This window comes from Cohnella fermenti (assembly GCF_004801405.1).
GTDB classification, from domain to species: Bacteria; Bacillota; Bacilli; order Paenibacillales; family Paenibacillaceae; genus Cohnella; species Cohnella fermenti.
The window spans coordinates 1-16,748 of sequence record NZ_SSOB01000070.1 but is presented as its reverse complement, the minus strand read 5'-3'; the positions used below and the strand labels follow the sequence as shown (position 1 = coordinate 16,748).

General features: G+C 49.8%; 14 protein-coding genes. 3 read left to right on the top strand and 11 right to left on the bottom strand.

Annotated features, from left to right (window positions below):
• Positions 1-28: 28 nt before the first annotated feature.
• From E6C55_RS31835 to E6C55_RS34960, 7 genes are all read right to left on the bottom strand, one after another.
• Complete coding sequence (locus E6C55_RS31835) at positions 29-874, bottom strand: Rpn family recombination-promoting nuclease/putative transposase (protein ID WP_136373880.1); 846 nt, start codon at positions 872-874, stop codon at positions 29-31.
• A gap of 1,011 nt (positions 875-1,885) precedes the next feature.
• A complete protein-coding gene (gene msrB, locus E6C55_RS31830; RefSeq protein WP_136373879.1) occupies positions 1,886-2,983 on the bottom strand; it encodes a peptide-methionine (R)-S-oxide reductase MsrB in 1,098 nt (365 codons plus the stop codon).
• Between the two features lie 17 nt (positions 2,984-3,000).
• Positions 3,001-3,552: a redoxin family protein gene (locus E6C55_RS31825; protein ID WP_136373878.1), complete on the bottom strand. Its 552-nt coding sequence runs from the start codon at positions 3,550-3,552 to the stop codon at positions 3,001-3,003.
• 19 nt (positions 3,553-3,571) lie between these two features.
• Complete coding sequence (locus E6C55_RS31820; protein ID WP_136373877.1) at positions 3,572-4,288, bottom strand: cytochrome c biogenesis CcdA family protein; 717 nt, start codon at positions 4,286-4,288, stop codon at positions 3,572-3,574.
• Between the two features lie 17 nt (positions 4,289-4,305).
• Positions 4,306-5,355 (bottom strand): sensor histidine kinase, encoded by a 1,050-nt coding sequence (locus E6C55_RS31815; protein ID WP_136373876.1) that lies wholly within the window; start codon positions 5,353-5,355, stop codon positions 4,306-4,308.
• Positions 5,352-6,059 carry a response regulator transcription factor gene (locus E6C55_RS31810; protein WP_136373875.1) on the bottom strand — a complete coding sequence of 236 codons (708 nt, stop codon included), beginning with the start codon at positions 6,057-6,059 and terminating at the stop codon, positions 5,352-5,354. The genes E6C55_RS31815 and E6C55_RS31810 overlap by 4 nt, the downstream gene beginning before the upstream one ends.
• A gap of 86 nt (positions 6,060-6,145) precedes the next feature.
• Positions 6,146-6,622, bottom strand: coding sequence for a stalk domain-containing protein (locus E6C55_RS34960; RefSeq protein ID WP_136373874.1), 477 nt, complete (start codon positions 6,620-6,622; stop codon positions 6,146-6,148).
• A gap of 82 nt (positions 6,623-6,704) precedes the next feature.
• On the opposite strand from E6C55_RS34960, the gene E6C55_RS34355 reads away from it, so the two are divergent.
• Both E6C55_RS34355 and E6C55_RS35520 read left to right on the top strand, forming a co-directional pair.
• Complete coding sequence (locus E6C55_RS34355) at positions 6,705-6,959, top strand: transposase (RefSeq protein ID WP_211093690.1); 255 nt, start codon at positions 6,705-6,707, stop codon at positions 6,957-6,959.
• Complete coding sequence (locus E6C55_RS35520; protein ID WP_211093689.1) at positions 6,956-7,285, top strand: transposase; 330 nt, start codon at positions 6,956-6,958, stop codon at positions 7,283-7,285. Before E6C55_RS34355 ends, E6C55_RS35520 begins: the two co-directional genes overlap by 4 nt.
• Here E6C55_RS35520 and E6C55_RS31795 read toward each other — a convergent pair.
• Together E6C55_RS31795 and hepB are read right to left on the bottom strand one after the other, a co-directional pair.
• Entirely contained in the window at positions 7,282-8,403 is a 1,122-nt protein-coding gene (locus E6C55_RS31795; RefSeq protein ID WP_136373873.1) for a type I phosphomannose isomerase catalytic subunit, read from the bottom strand. The genes E6C55_RS35520 and E6C55_RS31795 overlap by 4 nt on opposite strands.
• A 3-nt stretch (positions 8,404-8,406) precedes the next feature.
• A complete protein-coding gene (gene hepB / locus E6C55_RS31790; RefSeq protein WP_168735986.1) occupies positions 8,407-12,132 on the bottom strand; it encodes a heparin/heparin-sulfate lyase HepB in 3,726 nt (1,241 codons plus the stop codon).
• 197 nt (positions 12,133-12,329) lie between these two features.
• Here hepB and E6C55_RS31785 point away from each other — a divergent pair, with 197 nt between their 5' ends.
• The gene (locus E6C55_RS31785; RefSeq protein ID WP_230986954.1) at positions 12,330-13,847 is read left to right on the top strand and encodes a transposase; all 1,518 of its coding nucleotides are present in this window, start codon (positions 12,330-12,332) and stop codon (positions 13,845-13,847) included.
• 205 nt (positions 13,848-14,052) lie between these two features.
• Here E6C55_RS31785 and E6C55_RS31780 read toward each other — a convergent pair whose 3' ends face one another.
• Together E6C55_RS31780 and E6C55_RS31775 are read right to left on the bottom strand one after the other, a co-directional pair.
• Positions 14,053-15,693 carry a type 2 periplasmic-binding domain-containing protein gene (locus tag E6C55_RS31780; RefSeq protein ID WP_168735985.1) on the bottom strand — a complete coding sequence of 547 codons (1,641 nt, stop codon included), beginning with the start codon at positions 15,691-15,693 and terminating at the stop codon, positions 14,053-14,055.
• Positions 15,694-15,741: 48 nt separating this feature from the next.
• Positions 15,742-16,611 carry a carbohydrate ABC transporter permease gene (locus tag E6C55_RS31775; protein WP_168735984.1) on the bottom strand — a complete coding sequence of 290 codons (870 nt, stop codon included), beginning with the start codon at positions 16,609-16,611 and terminating at the stop codon, positions 15,742-15,744.
• Between the last annotated feature and the right edge of the window lie 137 nt (positions 16,612-16,748).

Here is a 16,748-nt window from a genome sequence, read left to right as displayed (position 1 = left end):
TTGGGAATCTTAAAAATGACTATTTGGCTTAATGCAACCGATTTTTCAGTGCTTCAACTTCCATTCCAGACAAGCCCGTTACTTTAGCAATCAGTGGAATCGACAAGCCTTCCTGCAGCATATTCGCGGCCACCTCGGCCTTCCCCTTCGCTTCACCTCTGGACTCCACATAGTCCAAAGCAGACTGCTCATCGAGAAGCGCTTTTTTCCGCGCCTCGTACAGCAGCCGCGCTTCTTTGTCTTGACTCAAAAACTCCAGTGTCGTCATTGCTTTTTTTAAGCCTGGAGTATCCATCGCTAATTCCTCCCATCGGTCCTGATTGGTGCCATTAATGAACAGCAGCCAATTTACGAGTCGGCGGTCCATTTCGTGGGCTTTGACTCCCAGCTTCGACAGCTCCATAAAGTGGATTTCAATGTCATCGATAAGCAGTTCGCCTGTATGGTCTTCTCTCATGTGAAAAATGTTATGAAAACGGTCATTGGGAATGTAGTTGAAGGTCAAGATGTTGATCGAAATGACTTTTTGCAAGGTCGTGTAGAACTTGCCTTCCTCTAGTTGCTCCTCGTACATTTTGGCCGAGTAGTACAGGCTGCGCTTCGCCATATCGTGCTTATTTGTGACCTGAATTTCCAGATTCACCTGCTTGCCGTCCTCGGTTTTGGCACGAACATCAAGAATGGATTGCTTGTCGTCCACAGCATTTTTATCGATATTCGGATTCAATATCGTCAGGCTGACAAATGGCTTCGGCTCCGTTTCCCGCAACACTTCGTTCAGGAAATTGAGCAACACTTCATCTTTATTTTCTTCGCTGCCGAATATTTTTTTGAATACAAAATCGACAGACGGCTTTAATAGTTGTTCAGTCATCGTCCCAACTCCAAACGGCTTACAATTTCCAGCGATTTTACTATTTCCATTATACCACAAAAGGGGTAAGGCGTAGACGGGAACAATGCCTCCAATTCAGGGCTTCACTCGGCAACGTTCCAATTTTACGGAACTCTGATCGCCAGCACCATTTAACATCATATTCCATGTATGCGTTCCACTGAGTAATATAAGTCTGGCTCAGGCCATCCGCAGCCTCTCGCACAGCATACGGGCATTTCAGGGAAATGAGGCCCGGTAGATACCTTGAATGCCATGCCCGCTGCACCCAATCGCTACGCCCCTTATGCCCATGAAGGCTCGTGAATACAAGAACGTTATGCCAAGTAATGATTTCACAAAGCTCTGAAACTCCTCACCAAAATAATACCACAATTTGGAGAACTCATTATCTTCCTCGTCGAATTCTCTTCATATAAGAACAACCGTCAGAGAAGGTCGCCCTGACGGTCCCTTTGGGTTTGAAGGATGTTTGATTCTTTACATTCGTGTCCTCGCCCCCATACATAATACTCAGGGTACCCCTCTTGACTATCTAAAAAATGGTAGAAAAAAGACCACTCGTTTCTGTATAGTGATTGTACCCCTACAATACGCTACAAAAATGGGACGGTCTCATATCGATACTGTGAGGAAATTTACCGTTTACAATCTTTTTCTCTTTCTTACGGAAGCGGAGCTTCAACAGTGGGCTGGTTATCGGGACGGAGAAAAGCGCTTGGTCGCCTGTGGGTTGCCCAAAGCGCTTCGGTACGAGTACGTACAGGGAAATAGCCAGGTTCACTTCAGCGCCCAATTATCCTTTGCCGAGTTTGACCGACTGATCAGCCTTGCCTCCTTGCCCCCGAATGGGTGGTCTATTTGGCGCACCATCTTGCATTTCCATATCCTGGATAATGTTAAATTAATAGGAGTAAAGTTTCTCGCTGATCTCCTCGTTGGTCTGCTTCTGGCGGAGATATCCGCATCTTCGATTCGTGCATTCCGATGTCAGTTCACCGCAGCAATCAAGTAATCATAACCCTCCATGTCCATCTGCGCAACCGGGATGAATCGGATAGATGCGCTGTTAATGCAATAGCGTTTGCTGCCCTGATCCTCGGGACCATCGTCGAACACATGGCCGAGATGAATGTCGCCCGCCCGGCTTCGCACCTCCGTCCGAATCATCCCGAAGCTTGTATCCTCATGATAAGTAACGACTTCCGGAATAATGGGCTTCGTGAAGCTTGGCCATCCGCAGCCGGAATCGTACTTATCCCGACTGGAGAACAGAGGCTCTCCGGTAGCGACATCTACATAAATGCCGGGTTCTTTATTATCCCAATACTCGTTGGTATAAGCGTGCTCCGTATCATTGTTGACAGCTACCGCATACTGGGCTGCCGTTAAGCGCTGCTTCAACTCTTCATCGCTTGGTCTCGGGTATTTGGAGGGATCGATCGCAAGCTCTTGCTCATCCAGAAGGCTAAGATCTATGTGGCAATAGCCGTTCGGATTTTTCTCCAGATAATCTTGATGATACTCTTCAGCCAGATAAAAGTTCTGCAAGAGCAATACCTCGGTGACAATTGGCTTGCTATACATTTCTTGCTCCTTCGACACAACTTGTTTGACGATCTCTGCATCTTCGGTATCGGTGTAGTAAATCCCCGTTCGATATTGGACGCCTTGGTCGTTCCCTTGTTTGTTCACGCTTGTCGGGTCGATTACCCGGAAGTAATCGGCAAGCAGCTTCTGCAGAGTAACTTGCTTAGGGTCGTATTCCACGTGAACGGTCTCGGCGAAGCCTCGATCTCCCCGAACCACGTCTTTATACGTCGGATTCTCCCCTTCTCCGTTCGCATAACCCGAGGTCACGTCATAAACGCCTTTAATTCTGGACATATAGGCCTCTACACCCCAGAAGCAACCTCCGGCCAGATACACGTCGCGCAAGCCGGATTCGGGCAGTTGAGCGGCCTTGACGGATCGGGTCGTCGCGGTATCCATCGCGGCTTGCCGGGCAAGATCGGTGCCGGTGTGTCCGCAAGCGGACAGCACCAGCATTACGGCAGCCAGAAATAAGCCGAACCTGACATTTCTCATGACCATCCCGTCCTTCATTACGTGATTTCCTTGAACGTGTCCGCGATCAAATCGTTGGAGGCATGACCGGGGGAAGATTTCGCCAATATACCGTCCGAGCCGATGTAATAAGAGCTAGGGTAGGCTCTTAATCCGAATTTCTTCGCCCACTTCCCATCCTCGTCCATCAGCACCGTGATATTCGGATAGGGCTGCCTGGTAAACCACATCTTGAATTCCTTCGCGGATTTCTCTCCTTTGTAATTCGGCGTGACGATCGTAACCACTTGGAAGTCGTTGTCTTGACCGGCCAACTTATTTAAATCCTCCAGCCCCGCCAGACAGATCGAGCACCAGGAAGCCCAATACTTCACGTAGACCTTGCGCCCCTTGTAGTCCGCAAGCTCAAATGAATTGCCGTTCAGGTCGCTTAAAGACAATAATGGAGCCGCCTCTCCCTTGTTCATCTTCACGGATGCTTCCCCCATTGCGGAATCTAGCGCGGGTTCCTTGGCGCCGCAAGCGGCCACAACCGCAAGCAGAACGCCAGCTATCAGCACATAGCCGAGCACTCGCCTCACTATCTTCATCCTTCGCACCTCCAACTGGTTACTGAAGCCACACGATAATCGTGTTAAGCCGATCCGTCATCAGCGCAATTCCCATCAGGATAAGAATACCGCCGGATACAGCCTTGATTATCGCCATGTATTTATACATTCTTCTAATTCGCACAAGGATATAATCTGAAAATACAGATAATATAAAAAAGGGAATCGCCAATCCCAACGTATAGATAAGCATCAGGAAGCCGCCATAAGCCGGAGAACCTTCACCGGCTGCAATGCCGAGCACGGCTGCCAACACCGGACCGATGCACGGTGTCCATCCAAAGCTGAAGGTCAGTCCTAGCAGCCAAGCGCCGATATACCCTCTTTGCTCAATGCGACCAATGGATATTCTTCTCTCCCGTTCTAGCCAAGAAAGCTTGATCCACCCTGTCTGATACATGCCGAACAGGATAACGACGGCACCGCAGACTGTGATGAATCGAGAGCTTGTGATCACGGCGCCGATCGTCCCTGAGCCAAAGCCGAGGAAGATAAAAACCGTAGACAACCCAAGAACAAACAGCAGGGTCCTTATGATCAGCACAGGCCGAATTCGCTTGGAACCGGTATCGATCGGACCCGGGTTCGCTTCATTCGCGCCGGTTCCCGACAAGTAGGCCATATATACGGGAAGCAGCGGCAAAATACAGGGTGAAAAAAACGATAAGAGCCCTGCGCCAAATACGCCAAAGAGGAACAAGTGCCCGTCTGCCAATTCATCACCGCCTGACGTTATATGTTCGTATTGCGATAGATCGGCAGCGTAAACCAGAAGCAGCTCCCCGCTCCCTTGGAGCTGCGCACGCCAATCTCGCCGCCATGGAGTTGGACGATGGATTTGGAGATAGCCAAGCCCAATCCGGCCCCTCCGCTGCTTTTGCTTCGAGACTTATCCACTCGGTAAAATCGTTCAAAAATGCGGGAAGTCTCCTCGGCTTCCATTCCTTCGCCTTCATCGGCGACGGAGATGTTCAAGAAGGATTCATTCAGTCTAGCGGCGGATAACACGATCTTCCCTCCAGCAGGAGAATACTGAATGGCATTCTGCAGCAAATTGGATAGAACTCGCTTAATTTGAGCGGGCATCATATTGGCTGCGGGAAGTCTATCCGGCATCTCAATCTTTACCTTAAGCTGCTTCTCCTCCAGATGCAGCGAGAAGCTCTCCAATGTGCTGATCAGGACTTCGTCCAAATGATAGGGCAGCGGGGCGAACATCTCCCCATGCGCCTCCATGCTGGAAAGCTCGAACAAGTCGTGAATGAGTTCGCCCAGTCGCCTGGTTTCCAGCCTAATCGTGCGAAGATAACGCCGGAAGGTTGCCTCATCCTTGATGATCTCGTCCTCCAATGCTTCCACGAATGCTTGAATGGAAGCAAGGGGGGTCCGCAGATCATGGGAGATGTTGGAGATCAATTCCCGCCGCGCCGATTCGGAGTTGTAAAGATGATCGAAGCTTGCTTTAAGCTTAAGACTCATCTCATTGAATTGTTGGGCCAAGACCTTAAATTCCAACGGGCCGATTGAAGGGACTTCCGTATCGAAGTCTCCATCGGCAACCTTCTTGGTCTGTTGAGTAATTCGCGCGATCGATTTCTCCAATGGCCGCGTTAACAGATGCTGCAGGATGAAGGAGAGCAGGCCTATGACGGCCGTTACGCTAGAGAGCCAATATAGCTGCTCGATCGAAAGCAGCATTCTGGAGTAACTGACAAATAAGCAGATTAACAAAACGCAGATTCCTGTCAAGTTTGCGAGCAACAAGTTTGTCCTTAGCTTCATTGGTTGACTTCACCCGCAAACTTGTAGCCAATGCCCCAGACCGTCTTGATATATCTAGGCTCTGAGGGATTTGGCTCTATTTTCTCCCTTAATCGGCGAATATGCACGGTCACCGTGGTCGTATCTCCCTCATAGCTGAAATCCCATACTTTGTTCAGGATTTGACTCCTGGAGAAAACCTGATCCGGATGGCTCGCCAGCAAGTGCAGCAATTCGAACTCCGTAACCGTCAATTCAATCGCCTGCCCGCATACTTCGACTCTGCGTTTGCCGGCTTGAATCGTTAAACCTTCGAATTGAATCGCTTGTTCGGAAGAAGCATCTTGAACAGGTTGACCCCGCCGAACTCTGCGAAGAATAGCTCTTACGCGAAGAACCAGTTCCCGCGGACTAAAGGGCTTCGTCAGATAATCATCAGCGCCCCATGTCAGTCCCATCAGTCGATCCTGCTCTTCGCCCCGCGCGGTCAGCATGATAATGGGGATATCCTCTGTCTGCCGTATCTCCTTGCAAACTTGCCAACCGTCTTTATGGGGCATCATGAGATCGAGCACGATCAAGTCCGGCTTGGTGCTGGACCATAGCTCCAGCGCTTCCAAGCCGTCTCTTGCCGTCATGACTTGATAACCTTCCCGCTCCAAATACCTGCGGCATACATCTGTAATGTTCGTCTCGTCATCGGCGACCAGTACGCGCTCGCTCAATCAGCCCCACCCCTAACGCCCGATAAAATGAATTAACTTGATCATACCATAAATAGGTTGCTCAGCCCGCCTGTACGTTCACCCATTTATACAGCCGATTTTATATACTTGGTGACAAACGCTGCGCTGACGTAGGTGCTATTGTGATAAATCATAGCAGCCGCATCCAGATCAAATGACTTGCCGTCCACGGTAACCTTTTTCGAACCAATCCACACTTTGATGATCTGCCCCGCTTGCATCATGTCGTCGTCCATCATCGTGCTATCATCCATCATCGTGCTATCATCCGTCATCATGCTGTCGTCCATCATCATGCTGTCGTCCATCATCATGTCGTCGTCCATCATTGTGCCCGCGTAAGTTAATGTCACCGACTGTTCCTTGCCGTTCCACTCCACCATGTAACCAGACATCTCTGCCGCTTGTCTCAGGGCAACAAACTCCACCCCGTCCTGCTTGATCATCTTGGGCGCTGCCGCGCTCGCCAATCCGGCAAATGCCAGCGATAATACAAGCACCGCCAACACCATGAACATCTTTCCTTTTGTTCTTCTAATCATTCCATATCACGCTCCCCATAAATTTTCTTGCAAAAGTAGAGTAAACCACAGCACTTACGATTCTCTAAGCAAAGTATTACGAATGTATTACAAAGAAGACCAGAGCGACGGCTCTGATCTCCTTGGAGTGGGTACTGATAATGCTAGTGCAGTGGCTAATCGGACGTCCGCTGACGGCTGGATCTTCGGTCCAACCCGCGATGAAGTCGACTTTGCCCGACATGTCGAACATCTAATCGAAACCGACCCGGAAGCCGAATGGGTCTTCATCGCTGACGGATTGAACACATATCAGTCGGAGAGTTTGGTGCGGATCGTCGCCCGTCACTGCGATTGAAGGATCTGCTGGGGAAGAAGGGAAAATCGGGCATCCTGGCCAGAAAAGCCAGTCGCGCGGCTTTTCTGGCCGACTCGTCCCACCGTATTCGATTTGTCTTTACACCCAAGCATTGTTCCTGGCTAAACCAAATCGAAATCTGGTTCAGCATTTTGGTTCGTCGACTGCTCAAGCGCAGCAGTTTCACCCGCACATTGGATTTGCAGAAGCAAGTGTTTCAGTTTATCGATTACTTCAACGCAACGATGGCCAAGCCTTCAAATGGACCTACAAAGGAAAGCCTCTCTGCTTTTAAATGTTGGTTCATTTGCGTTCTGATGCACTAGGCTTCCTGAGGAGGAAGAGGAGGGAAACAAAGCAGTATTCGCAGCTTTGTACCTCCTTCACGTACGTACTGTACGAACTCGCAATCTGCAGGGATAAAAAACGAGTCCCCTTCCTTTATGCTTAGTTCTCCATAAGACCATCCTATCTTTCCTGCGCCGCTGACGATAATAGCATTGTAGAATACGCCTGTTCCGTTCATCCTGTACCGTCCGCTAATATCCAGCTTATACATGCGAAAGCAGTTCGTATCGCACTCCCCAATCAACTTCCACTCCGTCCCATCTGGCGTAGTGTTTACGATGCGCGGTTCCTTCTTCCATCTCCGCATTGTATCTTCATAACTCAGTTCTTCGTAATGGAAGCAGTCCAGCATGCGATCAAATCCAATACCTTGATGACAAGCGTGATCTGGGACAAGCATTCCGCGAGGAGTCGTGCGTTCGGTTCGCAAGGTCAAATCCGTCGGCTCCTGAATCTCGATGATCAAGCAACCGCTGCCTATAGCATGAGGAACGCCTCCCTCAATCAGGAATATTTCCCCTTCGTTCAGGGGTATCTTGTGCAGTGCATTTTTCATGCTTTCGAGATCTTGTTCTTCGAATAATCTGCGCCACACCTCCCTTGTCACACCTTGTTTAAAGCCAAGCAACACATAGGGTTCCTCTCCGTTAATCGTCCTGCCTCCCAGCACATACCACGCTTCTGTCTTACCGTAATCCGATTGGAAGTTCTGCTTGGCAAAGCGACGATCCGGATGAACCTGGATGGTGAGGCGCTCGCTTGAATCAAGCGCCTTCACCAATACTGCCGTCTGCGTTCCGTACTTCTCTGCATGACGCTTTCCAAGAAAAGCTTGCGGGTCCCGCTCTACACAATCTTTAAGCAAATGCTCAGTACCATCTGAAGCGATAAACCTGCTGTAACCCTCTATGAACCTCTCTCTTCCCACATTATGGGCCCGTATAACGGACCCAATCCAATTTTCCGGAAACGAACTGTCTTTGGGCTCAATCGCGCCTGACCAGGCCTCCAGCAGAAGGCCTCCCTCATACGTTCGCCAAACTCGATTCGGCAACAACTTGAGCGGCTGCGTTGGTAATTTATGCTCTCTCATCATTAATTACTCATTCTCTACTGCAAGCCCGTCGGATGGCGTAACATACAGGACATGTGCGAAATCATCCATTTTCAAATCAGCAAAATAAGTATCCGACGACAATAGACTAGCCGGTGCCATAAGCACGCCGTCAATAATCCTTGCCTGAACTTGCATAACTACCGGCTCATTATCCAGATAAGCAGTCGAAGATCCGCTCGTGATGATCAGCTCTTGCCCGTCTTTGGTTACAGTCGCGGTCTGGGTTCCTTCATCCCATGCAAAAGGGATATCTAAATGCTTAAAGATGGTCTCCACAGGAACCAATAGCTGTCCACCTTCGGTAAAGGGTGACACCTCGGTGTATACAAACGTGTTATTGACACGAATAGCTGTTTCATTATGGACAGACGGATTCAAGGGACTGATAGGGCGAACTGCAGTTGCGTTCAGATAGGAAAGCCTGTAAGCACCAGGCTCCCCATGGAATACGGCAACTCCACCTTCTTCCGTGACAATAGCCTCATCCATTGTGATACCGTCACGTTCAACCGTCCACGTGCCTGCCGTCAAATCGGCGACTGTTAATTCATATTCGCCTTCGCCCGAAAATTCGAATTCAACATCTGCGGATGTCCTCAGTTTATTTTTGCCAAATACGACAACTCGGTCCGCAATAACAACGCCAGCCGCATCATCGGTTTCAATTCTGGCAACCGGCAATGATTCAACCTCCGAATCGGCATCGCCCACCTGAAGCACGTTCAGGAAATAATCCTCGGCTTTGGCCGTTTGCGGGGAAAGCTCCATTCTCCAGCCTCCCCCTTCGTTATTGCCATCCGGGAGCGTCAACGCGTCGTAATTGATACCATCGACCATAAACTCCTGTCCGGGTCCGCCGACCTTCTCAATTTGAGCATCACTCGCCTGCGGCAACAACGTATCAACTGTCAATTTGCCATTGTATCCGGGGCGCTCGTTCTTGAATACTGTCCGATTGCCCGTAATATCTGGCTCTTCCAACCCGTGCAGCAGCCATGTCTTCTTGAAGTCGGGATTCGAGGACACGACATGATCGAACACCACCATCGCCGCCGGATGATCGTCATCCTGTAAATTCAGGAACATGAAGCTTCGTTCGTACTCGGATATTTTATCCGAGTATGCCCGGGTCAGATCGCCTTTCAAGTAGGTATACTTCGGCTCCATAGGATCCTCACCAAATTCATGACCGAGAATCTCGCCTGTTTGGTATCCGTTAGCCGGGTCCTGCATCTCCTCCAGCGTTCTCGGTTCCTTGCCTTCGTTCGGAATGCGCTGCCCGCCATCATTAGCGCGGGCCCCCCCTCGAACGAACTCTTCGTCCGGATCGTAGACAAGCATCGTATTATGCGCAATGGAACGCTTGTTATAATCCAGGTCATGCAGACTCCCATAAGCCGTGCTGCCGTTATTGGTCTGGCTAGACGTAGTCAGAGCAGCCTTGTAGTACCCTGAATCGGTCGCGAGTGCGCCTTTATAGTAAATCTGGAAGGAACCCGCATCCTGATGCTGGTGATTGCCAAACCACCATTCATTAATCTCCATCTCCGCCACGACAGCAGGGGAATCGAAGCCATCCTCCCAGCCGGTCCGGGCGATCATTCCTCCCTTTGGCGAAGGGTAATACATGGTCAGCGGAAGTTCACTGGCCGGCCGGCCGCCAAGATCCGGGTTATTGAACACAAGAAATTCAACCGGATTAATCGTTTGATTGCTGAACGGTTCATATAGTTTTAAGAACGGCAACTCCCGCATCCCTTCCTCTTTCAAATATGGATCGTTGAAGTAATTTCCTGCAAGCAGCATGGAGCGGTAGAACGACGGGTCATACTTGCCAACCACATTGTTGTTTCGGCTGCTGTCGCCGTCGCGCAGGACCACGCCGTCGGGACGTCTGGCATAAAGCGGCCAATACATCACGTATTGCTGATCCTGTCCAAAAATCTCGGAATAGCCAGCTCTATCGAACAACCAAGTCGACAGAATCTCCCACTGAAAGCGGTACTGCATATAATTTTCTCCCTGGTTGTGTGCGTACGCCTGGTACATAAATAATTTCGGATCGATATACTCCGCGAAGATGCGTCCAACCGTATGCTGAAATATATCAGGACGTTCATCATACATCGCGATTCCCGCAGCCGCCAGATCCCGCAAAAGCTGACCTTCTACCCCGTGGCCGACAACGGCCCCTTGTTTGACCGGAGGCCATCCGATCTCCATAAGCGATGCCGCAGACGTCACGAAATTGATGAATTTCGACTGATCCTCGCTCGTCAGCAGCGCGTAACACCAATCATACACTTCTGCAGTGACGAATATGGACTGCCCTTGTCCATTATAGTCTGTCGAAGAGAACCTCACCGTCTCCATAAAATTGCGCATTGCAGAAATGGCGCTTAGACCGATCTGCGAATCGCCATGAAGCGCATATTCGAACGCTCGGCTCTCAATGACATCGAGCGTCGCGGCGTTAAAGTTGGCGCTTCCCGGGACAATAGGGAGGCTTCCATCCGTGGTTGAAAGCAAATTAGCCTGATACTTAGCCAGCGCATCCGCGTTTTGCGGCTTGACGCTATTTGCGAGAATATCCGGAATATCATTACTTCTAAAATAAATTCGCGGATGACCCGCCGGCGGGGTAAACTCTGAAGGCATCGGGTAAACTGGCTCCACGTACTCGGAGCTGGCGGGATTATTCAACGCGTTCGAGGTCACCATAATCGCATCCATCTTGAGTCCTTTCTCGCGATGATAGATTTTCAGTGTATTCGTACCCACTTCGAGCGAAGCTGCTTTGACTCGCACCCATCTATAGCTGCCGTCTTCGCGAATCGGAAAGCTGCTGTAAGAGCCGCCGCTCAGCTTCTCGTCATTGAAGCCGAGATAGAACGAATCGGCAGAGCTGCCCGCCGCGTTGCCGCGCAGCCACACATAATACGTGTCCGCCTCGCTAATCTCGAACGACATCGCAATTTCCGGTATTTTACTATCGGGATCGGTCAAGTTGCCGCTCGATACGGTGTCCGATATATATTTGCCGCCGGAAGCGTACACGCTCTCTTCCACCGAGAAATTCTCTTGAAAGGGGGTGTCCTCCAGTTCTATTGTCGTATTCAATGCGTACGTAGGCGGCGGAGCCGCACCAGGATCAATCCATGCGTAGGATGTCACATAGATTGCATCCATTTCAAGCCCTTTCTCTCGGTGATAGAGCTTCAGTGTATTTGGGCCCGCGCTAAGCGCCGCCGTTTTCACCCGCACCCAGATGAAACTCCCATCCTCGTGGACCGGGAATGTTGTGCCATAAGGTTTACTATTTAACGTTTCATCGTTAAAGCCAATATAGAATGAATCCCGCCCGATATTAAGCGCGTTCGCTCTAAGCCATACATAGTAGGTGCCGGCTTCCTCCATTGTCAACGGCAGCAGAATTTCCGGATCCTGACTGTCGGGATCGCTCAAATTCCCACTACCGTCATTGTTTACAATATATTTGCCGCCGGAAGCGTATACATTTCCTACAACCGAAAATGCTCCTTGAAAATCTGTATTCTCAAGTTCGATCACAGTGTCCAGATTGTAAGTATCCGCAGCATATGCAGCCGCATCGGTATGAATAAACAAAGCTGTCACATATTGAATAAACAAACAAATACAAATGAATAAAGACACTATCCTATTTGGCTTATTCCATTCCAGCTTCATTAGTTTATCCCCTCCAATTGATTTAATAAGTCTCTCGGAATTCATCATTCCGCATTAGCTCTGGCCTGACGGCCAGGGTCTTTATTTGTTTCACCCCCAAAAGCAGAGCGAGAACAAATATTCCCCTTGACTTTTCTGAAACGCCCCAATAATCGCCGAGAAGGCATTTTCCTTGCCTATCTCTTAGAAAGTTGGGGATGACTATGACGCCTGTTTCTCGTTCTCACCAGGACTACCTGGCCTTCGTACGCGAACAACTGCGAAAGGAGTACAACTCCCCGGAAGCTATGCTGTTTTTGCAGCGCTTCTACAGTGACATCATCTTCTGGATCACAGCGAGCGATCTGTCCGCTACAGCTTCCTTGATTCGCTCGGCTTACTCCTCTAAACCAAGAGGACGCAAACCTCACGATCCCGCCGACATGCTCCGCTGCTTGCTCCTTATGACCAAGCTCGGGCTGAGCGTCGACGAAGGAGTCGTCGCCATTCGCACAACGCCTGTGTATGCCACTCTCTGCGGCTTCCTTCCTGGCGAGTCGCCGGGTGTCGGGACGTTCTACGACTTTTTTTCCCGACTTTGGCGGGCATCCACTCCGCATAAGACCGGACGTGTCAAACGTCGACTGAAGAAGCCGCGAAAGAAAGGCAAGAAGAACCAAAAGCAGGAGCCCAAAAACCCAAAGATTACGGAAAGGCTCGTCTCCCGCGTCCTGCGCGAGGGCAAAATCCACTACACCCCAAAGGAGCATGACCTGTTGCAGCAGTTGTTTCAAACTATGTTTGTTCTGCCTTCCGCAGCAAAAGGACTGCTTGGCGATACGAAGGCCTTTCGTGTCATCGGTGACGGATCCCCGGCCAGCACCGGAGCGCGCTCCTTCGGCAAGTTCCTTTGCGATTGCCGCAAGTCGGGCAACTGGAAATGCGACTGCAAACGGCAATTTTCCGATCCCGATGCGGATTGGGGCTGGGACAGCTACCGTGAAAAGTATTACTACGGACGCACACTCTACATGTTTACCGCCGCGGACAGCCCGTATGATCTGCCCGTCTATCCGCGATTATTTCGCGCGAGTCAGCACGATGCCGTATCGTGGATTTGCGGTTACCGCGAACTACGCTACTGGTACGCGGACTGGAAGGTGGGAGAGGCGATCTTGGATTCCGCCCACGACGCTCTCCCGATCTATACCATGCTGGAGCGAGATGATGTTAGCAGCATCATCGACCTGAATCTCAGACGCTCCGGGCAATTGGTATATAACGAAATGAAAGTTGGCTCCGATGGCGTTCCCGTTTGCCCCATTAATCGCAAGATGATCTGCTGGGGCAGGGACTCCGGACGACCGCGCGTCAAATGGCGCTGCCCCGCCAAAGTCGGAAAATGGGAATGTCCCACACCTTGCTCACCTTCTGATTATGGAAGGACGTTCTACACATCCACGGCGGACAATCCGCGTCTTTTTCCGCGCATCCGTCGCGACAGCAAGGAATGGAGAAAGCATTACGCGTTGCGAACTGGCGTCGAGCGCTGTATCAAGCGCCAGAAGATTGATTACCAGTTAGAGGGGTCGCGCGGTCGCAGTTCACGCCATTGGAATATTCGAGTTTATCTCATCGCTATGTGCCAGCACGCTGACGCATGGTTGGAAGAAGCTAAAAAACAAAAGCAGTTGCCTACCGTTCAGCAATGGCTTAACGAACCGGTTGCCGCATAAGCCCAGTTTTTAAAAATGGATATCCTTGGACTTCTTTGGCATGCGCATTCATGAAAACCACTTTCATTTTCGGGTAATGATTCATTTTTTGCGCTCATCCCCCCTCGTTCGGACTCGAATCCCCCAATTTAATCCGAGCTCCTATTTTAAACGCTCCTCCCGGACTTGCTCCCGGGAGGAGCTTGGCTTTAATGCCTCACTGCTGTCAGTTTTTATCGGTCTTGTACCTATCGTAGGCGCTGTTGTAGGCACCCAGCGCTTTCTGCAGATTCATCTTGTTCATTTCTTCCAGATGCTTATCCCAGGAGGAATCTATATTCTCGGCTCCCATAAGGACCTTTTGCTCGTATTCGTCAATAAATGGCTTCAAATTGACCATCGCGTCATCAATAGCTTTTCTTTCCTCTTCAGTGTACGAGAGAGTTGGAAACGGCTGCGTCAGCCAATTGCTGTCCGCATACATTGTAAATCCGGCTTTGCCAATCTCGTTCATCGTATTCACTTCGCTGTCCGAACTTCCGCGACGACCAATCTCATAGCCGGCCCCGATGCTTCTGAGGTAGAAAGGAAACCCGGTCGGATAATTAATCGCTTCATCAGATGGTACTGGCTTGCCGTCGACCACGGTGTAATCCTCGCCTTCAATCCCATAGTTCATAAGCATCTCACCTGGCTCGCTGAAGAAGAAATCCAGATATTTAATGACGGTAACCGGATCCTTCGCAGCACTCGAAATCCCCCAGGCCATACCATGAATTGCCGGACGGGTAATATCCATCTTGACAGCGCCGTTAACATCCGCAGGCGGCGCGATAGCTGCAAAATTAATATCCGGCACTTGCTCTCTAACGGCATCGTTCACAGCAGAAGTCGAAGCGAACCAGTCGATCGTTGAACCGCCCAGATTGTTGCCGAGAAGGTACTGACGAGCTTGTGAGCCGCGGGTGAAAATTTCCGGATCGATAATGCCATCCTTATACCATTGGGCGAGTTCCTTCATAGCCGCTTTGTACTCAGGCTCGGCCTTTCCCTGATGAACTTTATCATCTTCTCCAATATACCAATCTTTGTGAGCTCCCCACAGTTGCAGCAAGTTCGCGATTCCCTTGTCACGGAAGAAGTACGGAATTTCGTCCTTCTTGTTGTTGCCATTCGGATCCTGATTCCGGAAAGCGTACAATACATCCTTATATTCTTCCAGCGTCGTTGGCTTCTGCAGGTTCAGCTTATCCAACCAATCTTGGCGAACAAAGTAGCCCACGGCTGGAAGCGCCTTACCAGGCTCGCCGCCAAGCGTTCCTGTAATCGCATACAAGCTTCCGTCCGGAGCGGTGCCCGCACGACGCGCATCCGGATAATCCTCCAGAAACTTCTTGATATTGGGCGCATATTGATCAACTAGATCGTCCAACGCAATAAACACGCCTTGAGAAATAACAGGATTCAACATAGTTAAGCTTCCTTGAATAATATCGGGAATATCACCGGACGCCAGCATCGTATTTAACGATTGCTGATCATCGGATATCGATTCATTGGCAACATTCTTCATTGTCACATTCGTGATTTCCGCTGTTTTTTTCCAAACTGGCATATCTCCTTTGGGCGCTCCATTGATCCCAAATGAATAGAACAAGGACACCGTTACCGGCTCCTTCGATACCTTCAGAATGTCAACGCCATTGTAGCCCGTCGTTTGCGTCTCCTCAGGAGCAGACGAACTGGTTGGAGCAATTGAACCAGTGTTGCCATTGTTGGCATCATTGTTCGAGTTGTTGGAGCATGCAGTCAGAAGCATGCTTCCAAGCAGCGCTAACAGTAAACCCTTTGCGAGATGTTTATTCACCGTTCTATTCCCCCGATTCATTAATCGTTGTTTTGTTGCCAATAGAGATTATCCCTTAATTGCGCCTACCATAATCCCTTTAATAAAAAAGCGTTGAATGAATGGATACATAACAAGCATCGGCAAAACGGCGACAACGATGGTTGCATAAACAATCGTCTGTTCCGTCATGACATTGGCGCTCATATCAAATGTTTCGTTATTATTATATGAAACTTCAACAATGAGCTTCTTCAGCAAGACCTGCAACGGAACCAAATCCTGATTCCTGAGCAACAGCATCGACCAGAAATAAGCGTTCCAGCGTCCTACGAAGTAATACATGGTCAGCGTCGCAAGAGCAGGCAAGGATAACGGTAAATAAATGCGTGTCAGAATCGTCCAGTCGTTAGCCCCGTCCATCTTGGCTGACTCCTCCATCGAGTCGGGTACATTCTCAAAAAACGTACGCATGAGAATGACATAAAACGTATCAACGGCAAAGCAAAGCAGAATACCCAAACGTGTATCTATCAACCCTAGGTTTTGGAAGTTCAAATAGGTCGGCATCATACCGGCGTTAAACCACAGGGTGACTAATATGAAGATCGTAATTGTCTTTCTTCCATTTAAACGCCGCTTGGATAATGGATAACCACCCAGTATAGTCAGCGTCATGCTGATTGCTGTACCGACGACAGAATAAAAGATCGTGTTCCCATATGCCGTCCAGATATTATCCATGCTGACCACTTTCTTGAAGGAATCCAATACCAGACCCTGCGGCCAAACCGTAACGTTTCCCATCGATACAGCCATCGGATTGGATATAGCGGCAATCACCACGTAATAGAGGGGGTACAGTGTCGCCGCCATCAGGATCAGCATAAATATGATATTGACGACACCGAATATTTTTTCTCCAGTTGTTCGACTCATCCTCTGACTACCCTCCTCGTATAATCGTACTTGTAAGATCATTTTGTTCTTTTTCCAGTTGATCCGGACGACTGAAAAGGAACGAAGTGAATTTCCAGTAGGTGACCGGGTGGAGGGCGTAGCCGAACCCGTACCGC

Coding starts and splice junctions, on each gene's coding strand:
- E6C55_RS31815 (WP_136373876.1), bottom strand. CDS start 5,355: ATGAAGCTAAGGACAAACTTGTTGCTCGCAAACTTGACAGGAATCTGC.
- E6C55_RS34960 (WP_136373874.1), bottom strand. CDS start 6,622: ATGATTAGAAGAACAAAAGGAAAGATGTTCATGGTGTTGGCGGTGCTT.
- E6C55_RS31825 (WP_136373878.1), bottom strand. CDS start 3,552: ATGAAGATAGTGAGGCGAGTGCTCGGCTATGTGCTGATAGCTGGCGTT.
- E6C55_RS31785 (WP_230986954.1), top strand. CDS start 12,330: ATGACTATGACGCCTGTTTCTCGTTCTCACCAGGACTACCTGGCCTTC.
- E6C55_RS31775 (WP_168735984.1), bottom strand. CDS start 16,611: ATGAGTCGAACAACTGGAGAAAAAATATTCGGTGTCGTCAATATCATA.
- E6C55_RS31835 (WP_136373880.1), bottom strand. CDS start 874: ATGACTGAACAACTATTAAAGCCGTCTGTCGATTTTGTATTCAAAAAA.
- E6C55_RS34355 (WP_211093690.1), top strand. CDS start 6,705: ATGTATTACAAAGAAGACCAGAGCGACGGCTCTGATCTCCTTGGAGTG.
- hepB (WP_168735986.1), bottom strand. CDS start 12,132: ATGAAGCTGGAATGGAATAAGCCAAATAGGATAGTGTCTTTATTCATT.
- E6C55_RS31795 (WP_136373873.1), bottom strand. CDS start 8,403: ATGATGAGAGAGCATAAATTACCAACGCAGCCGCTCAAGTTGTTGCCG.
- msrB (WP_136373879.1), bottom strand. CDS start 2,983: ATGAGAAATGTCAGGTTCGGCTTATTTCTGGCTGCCGTAATGCTGGTG.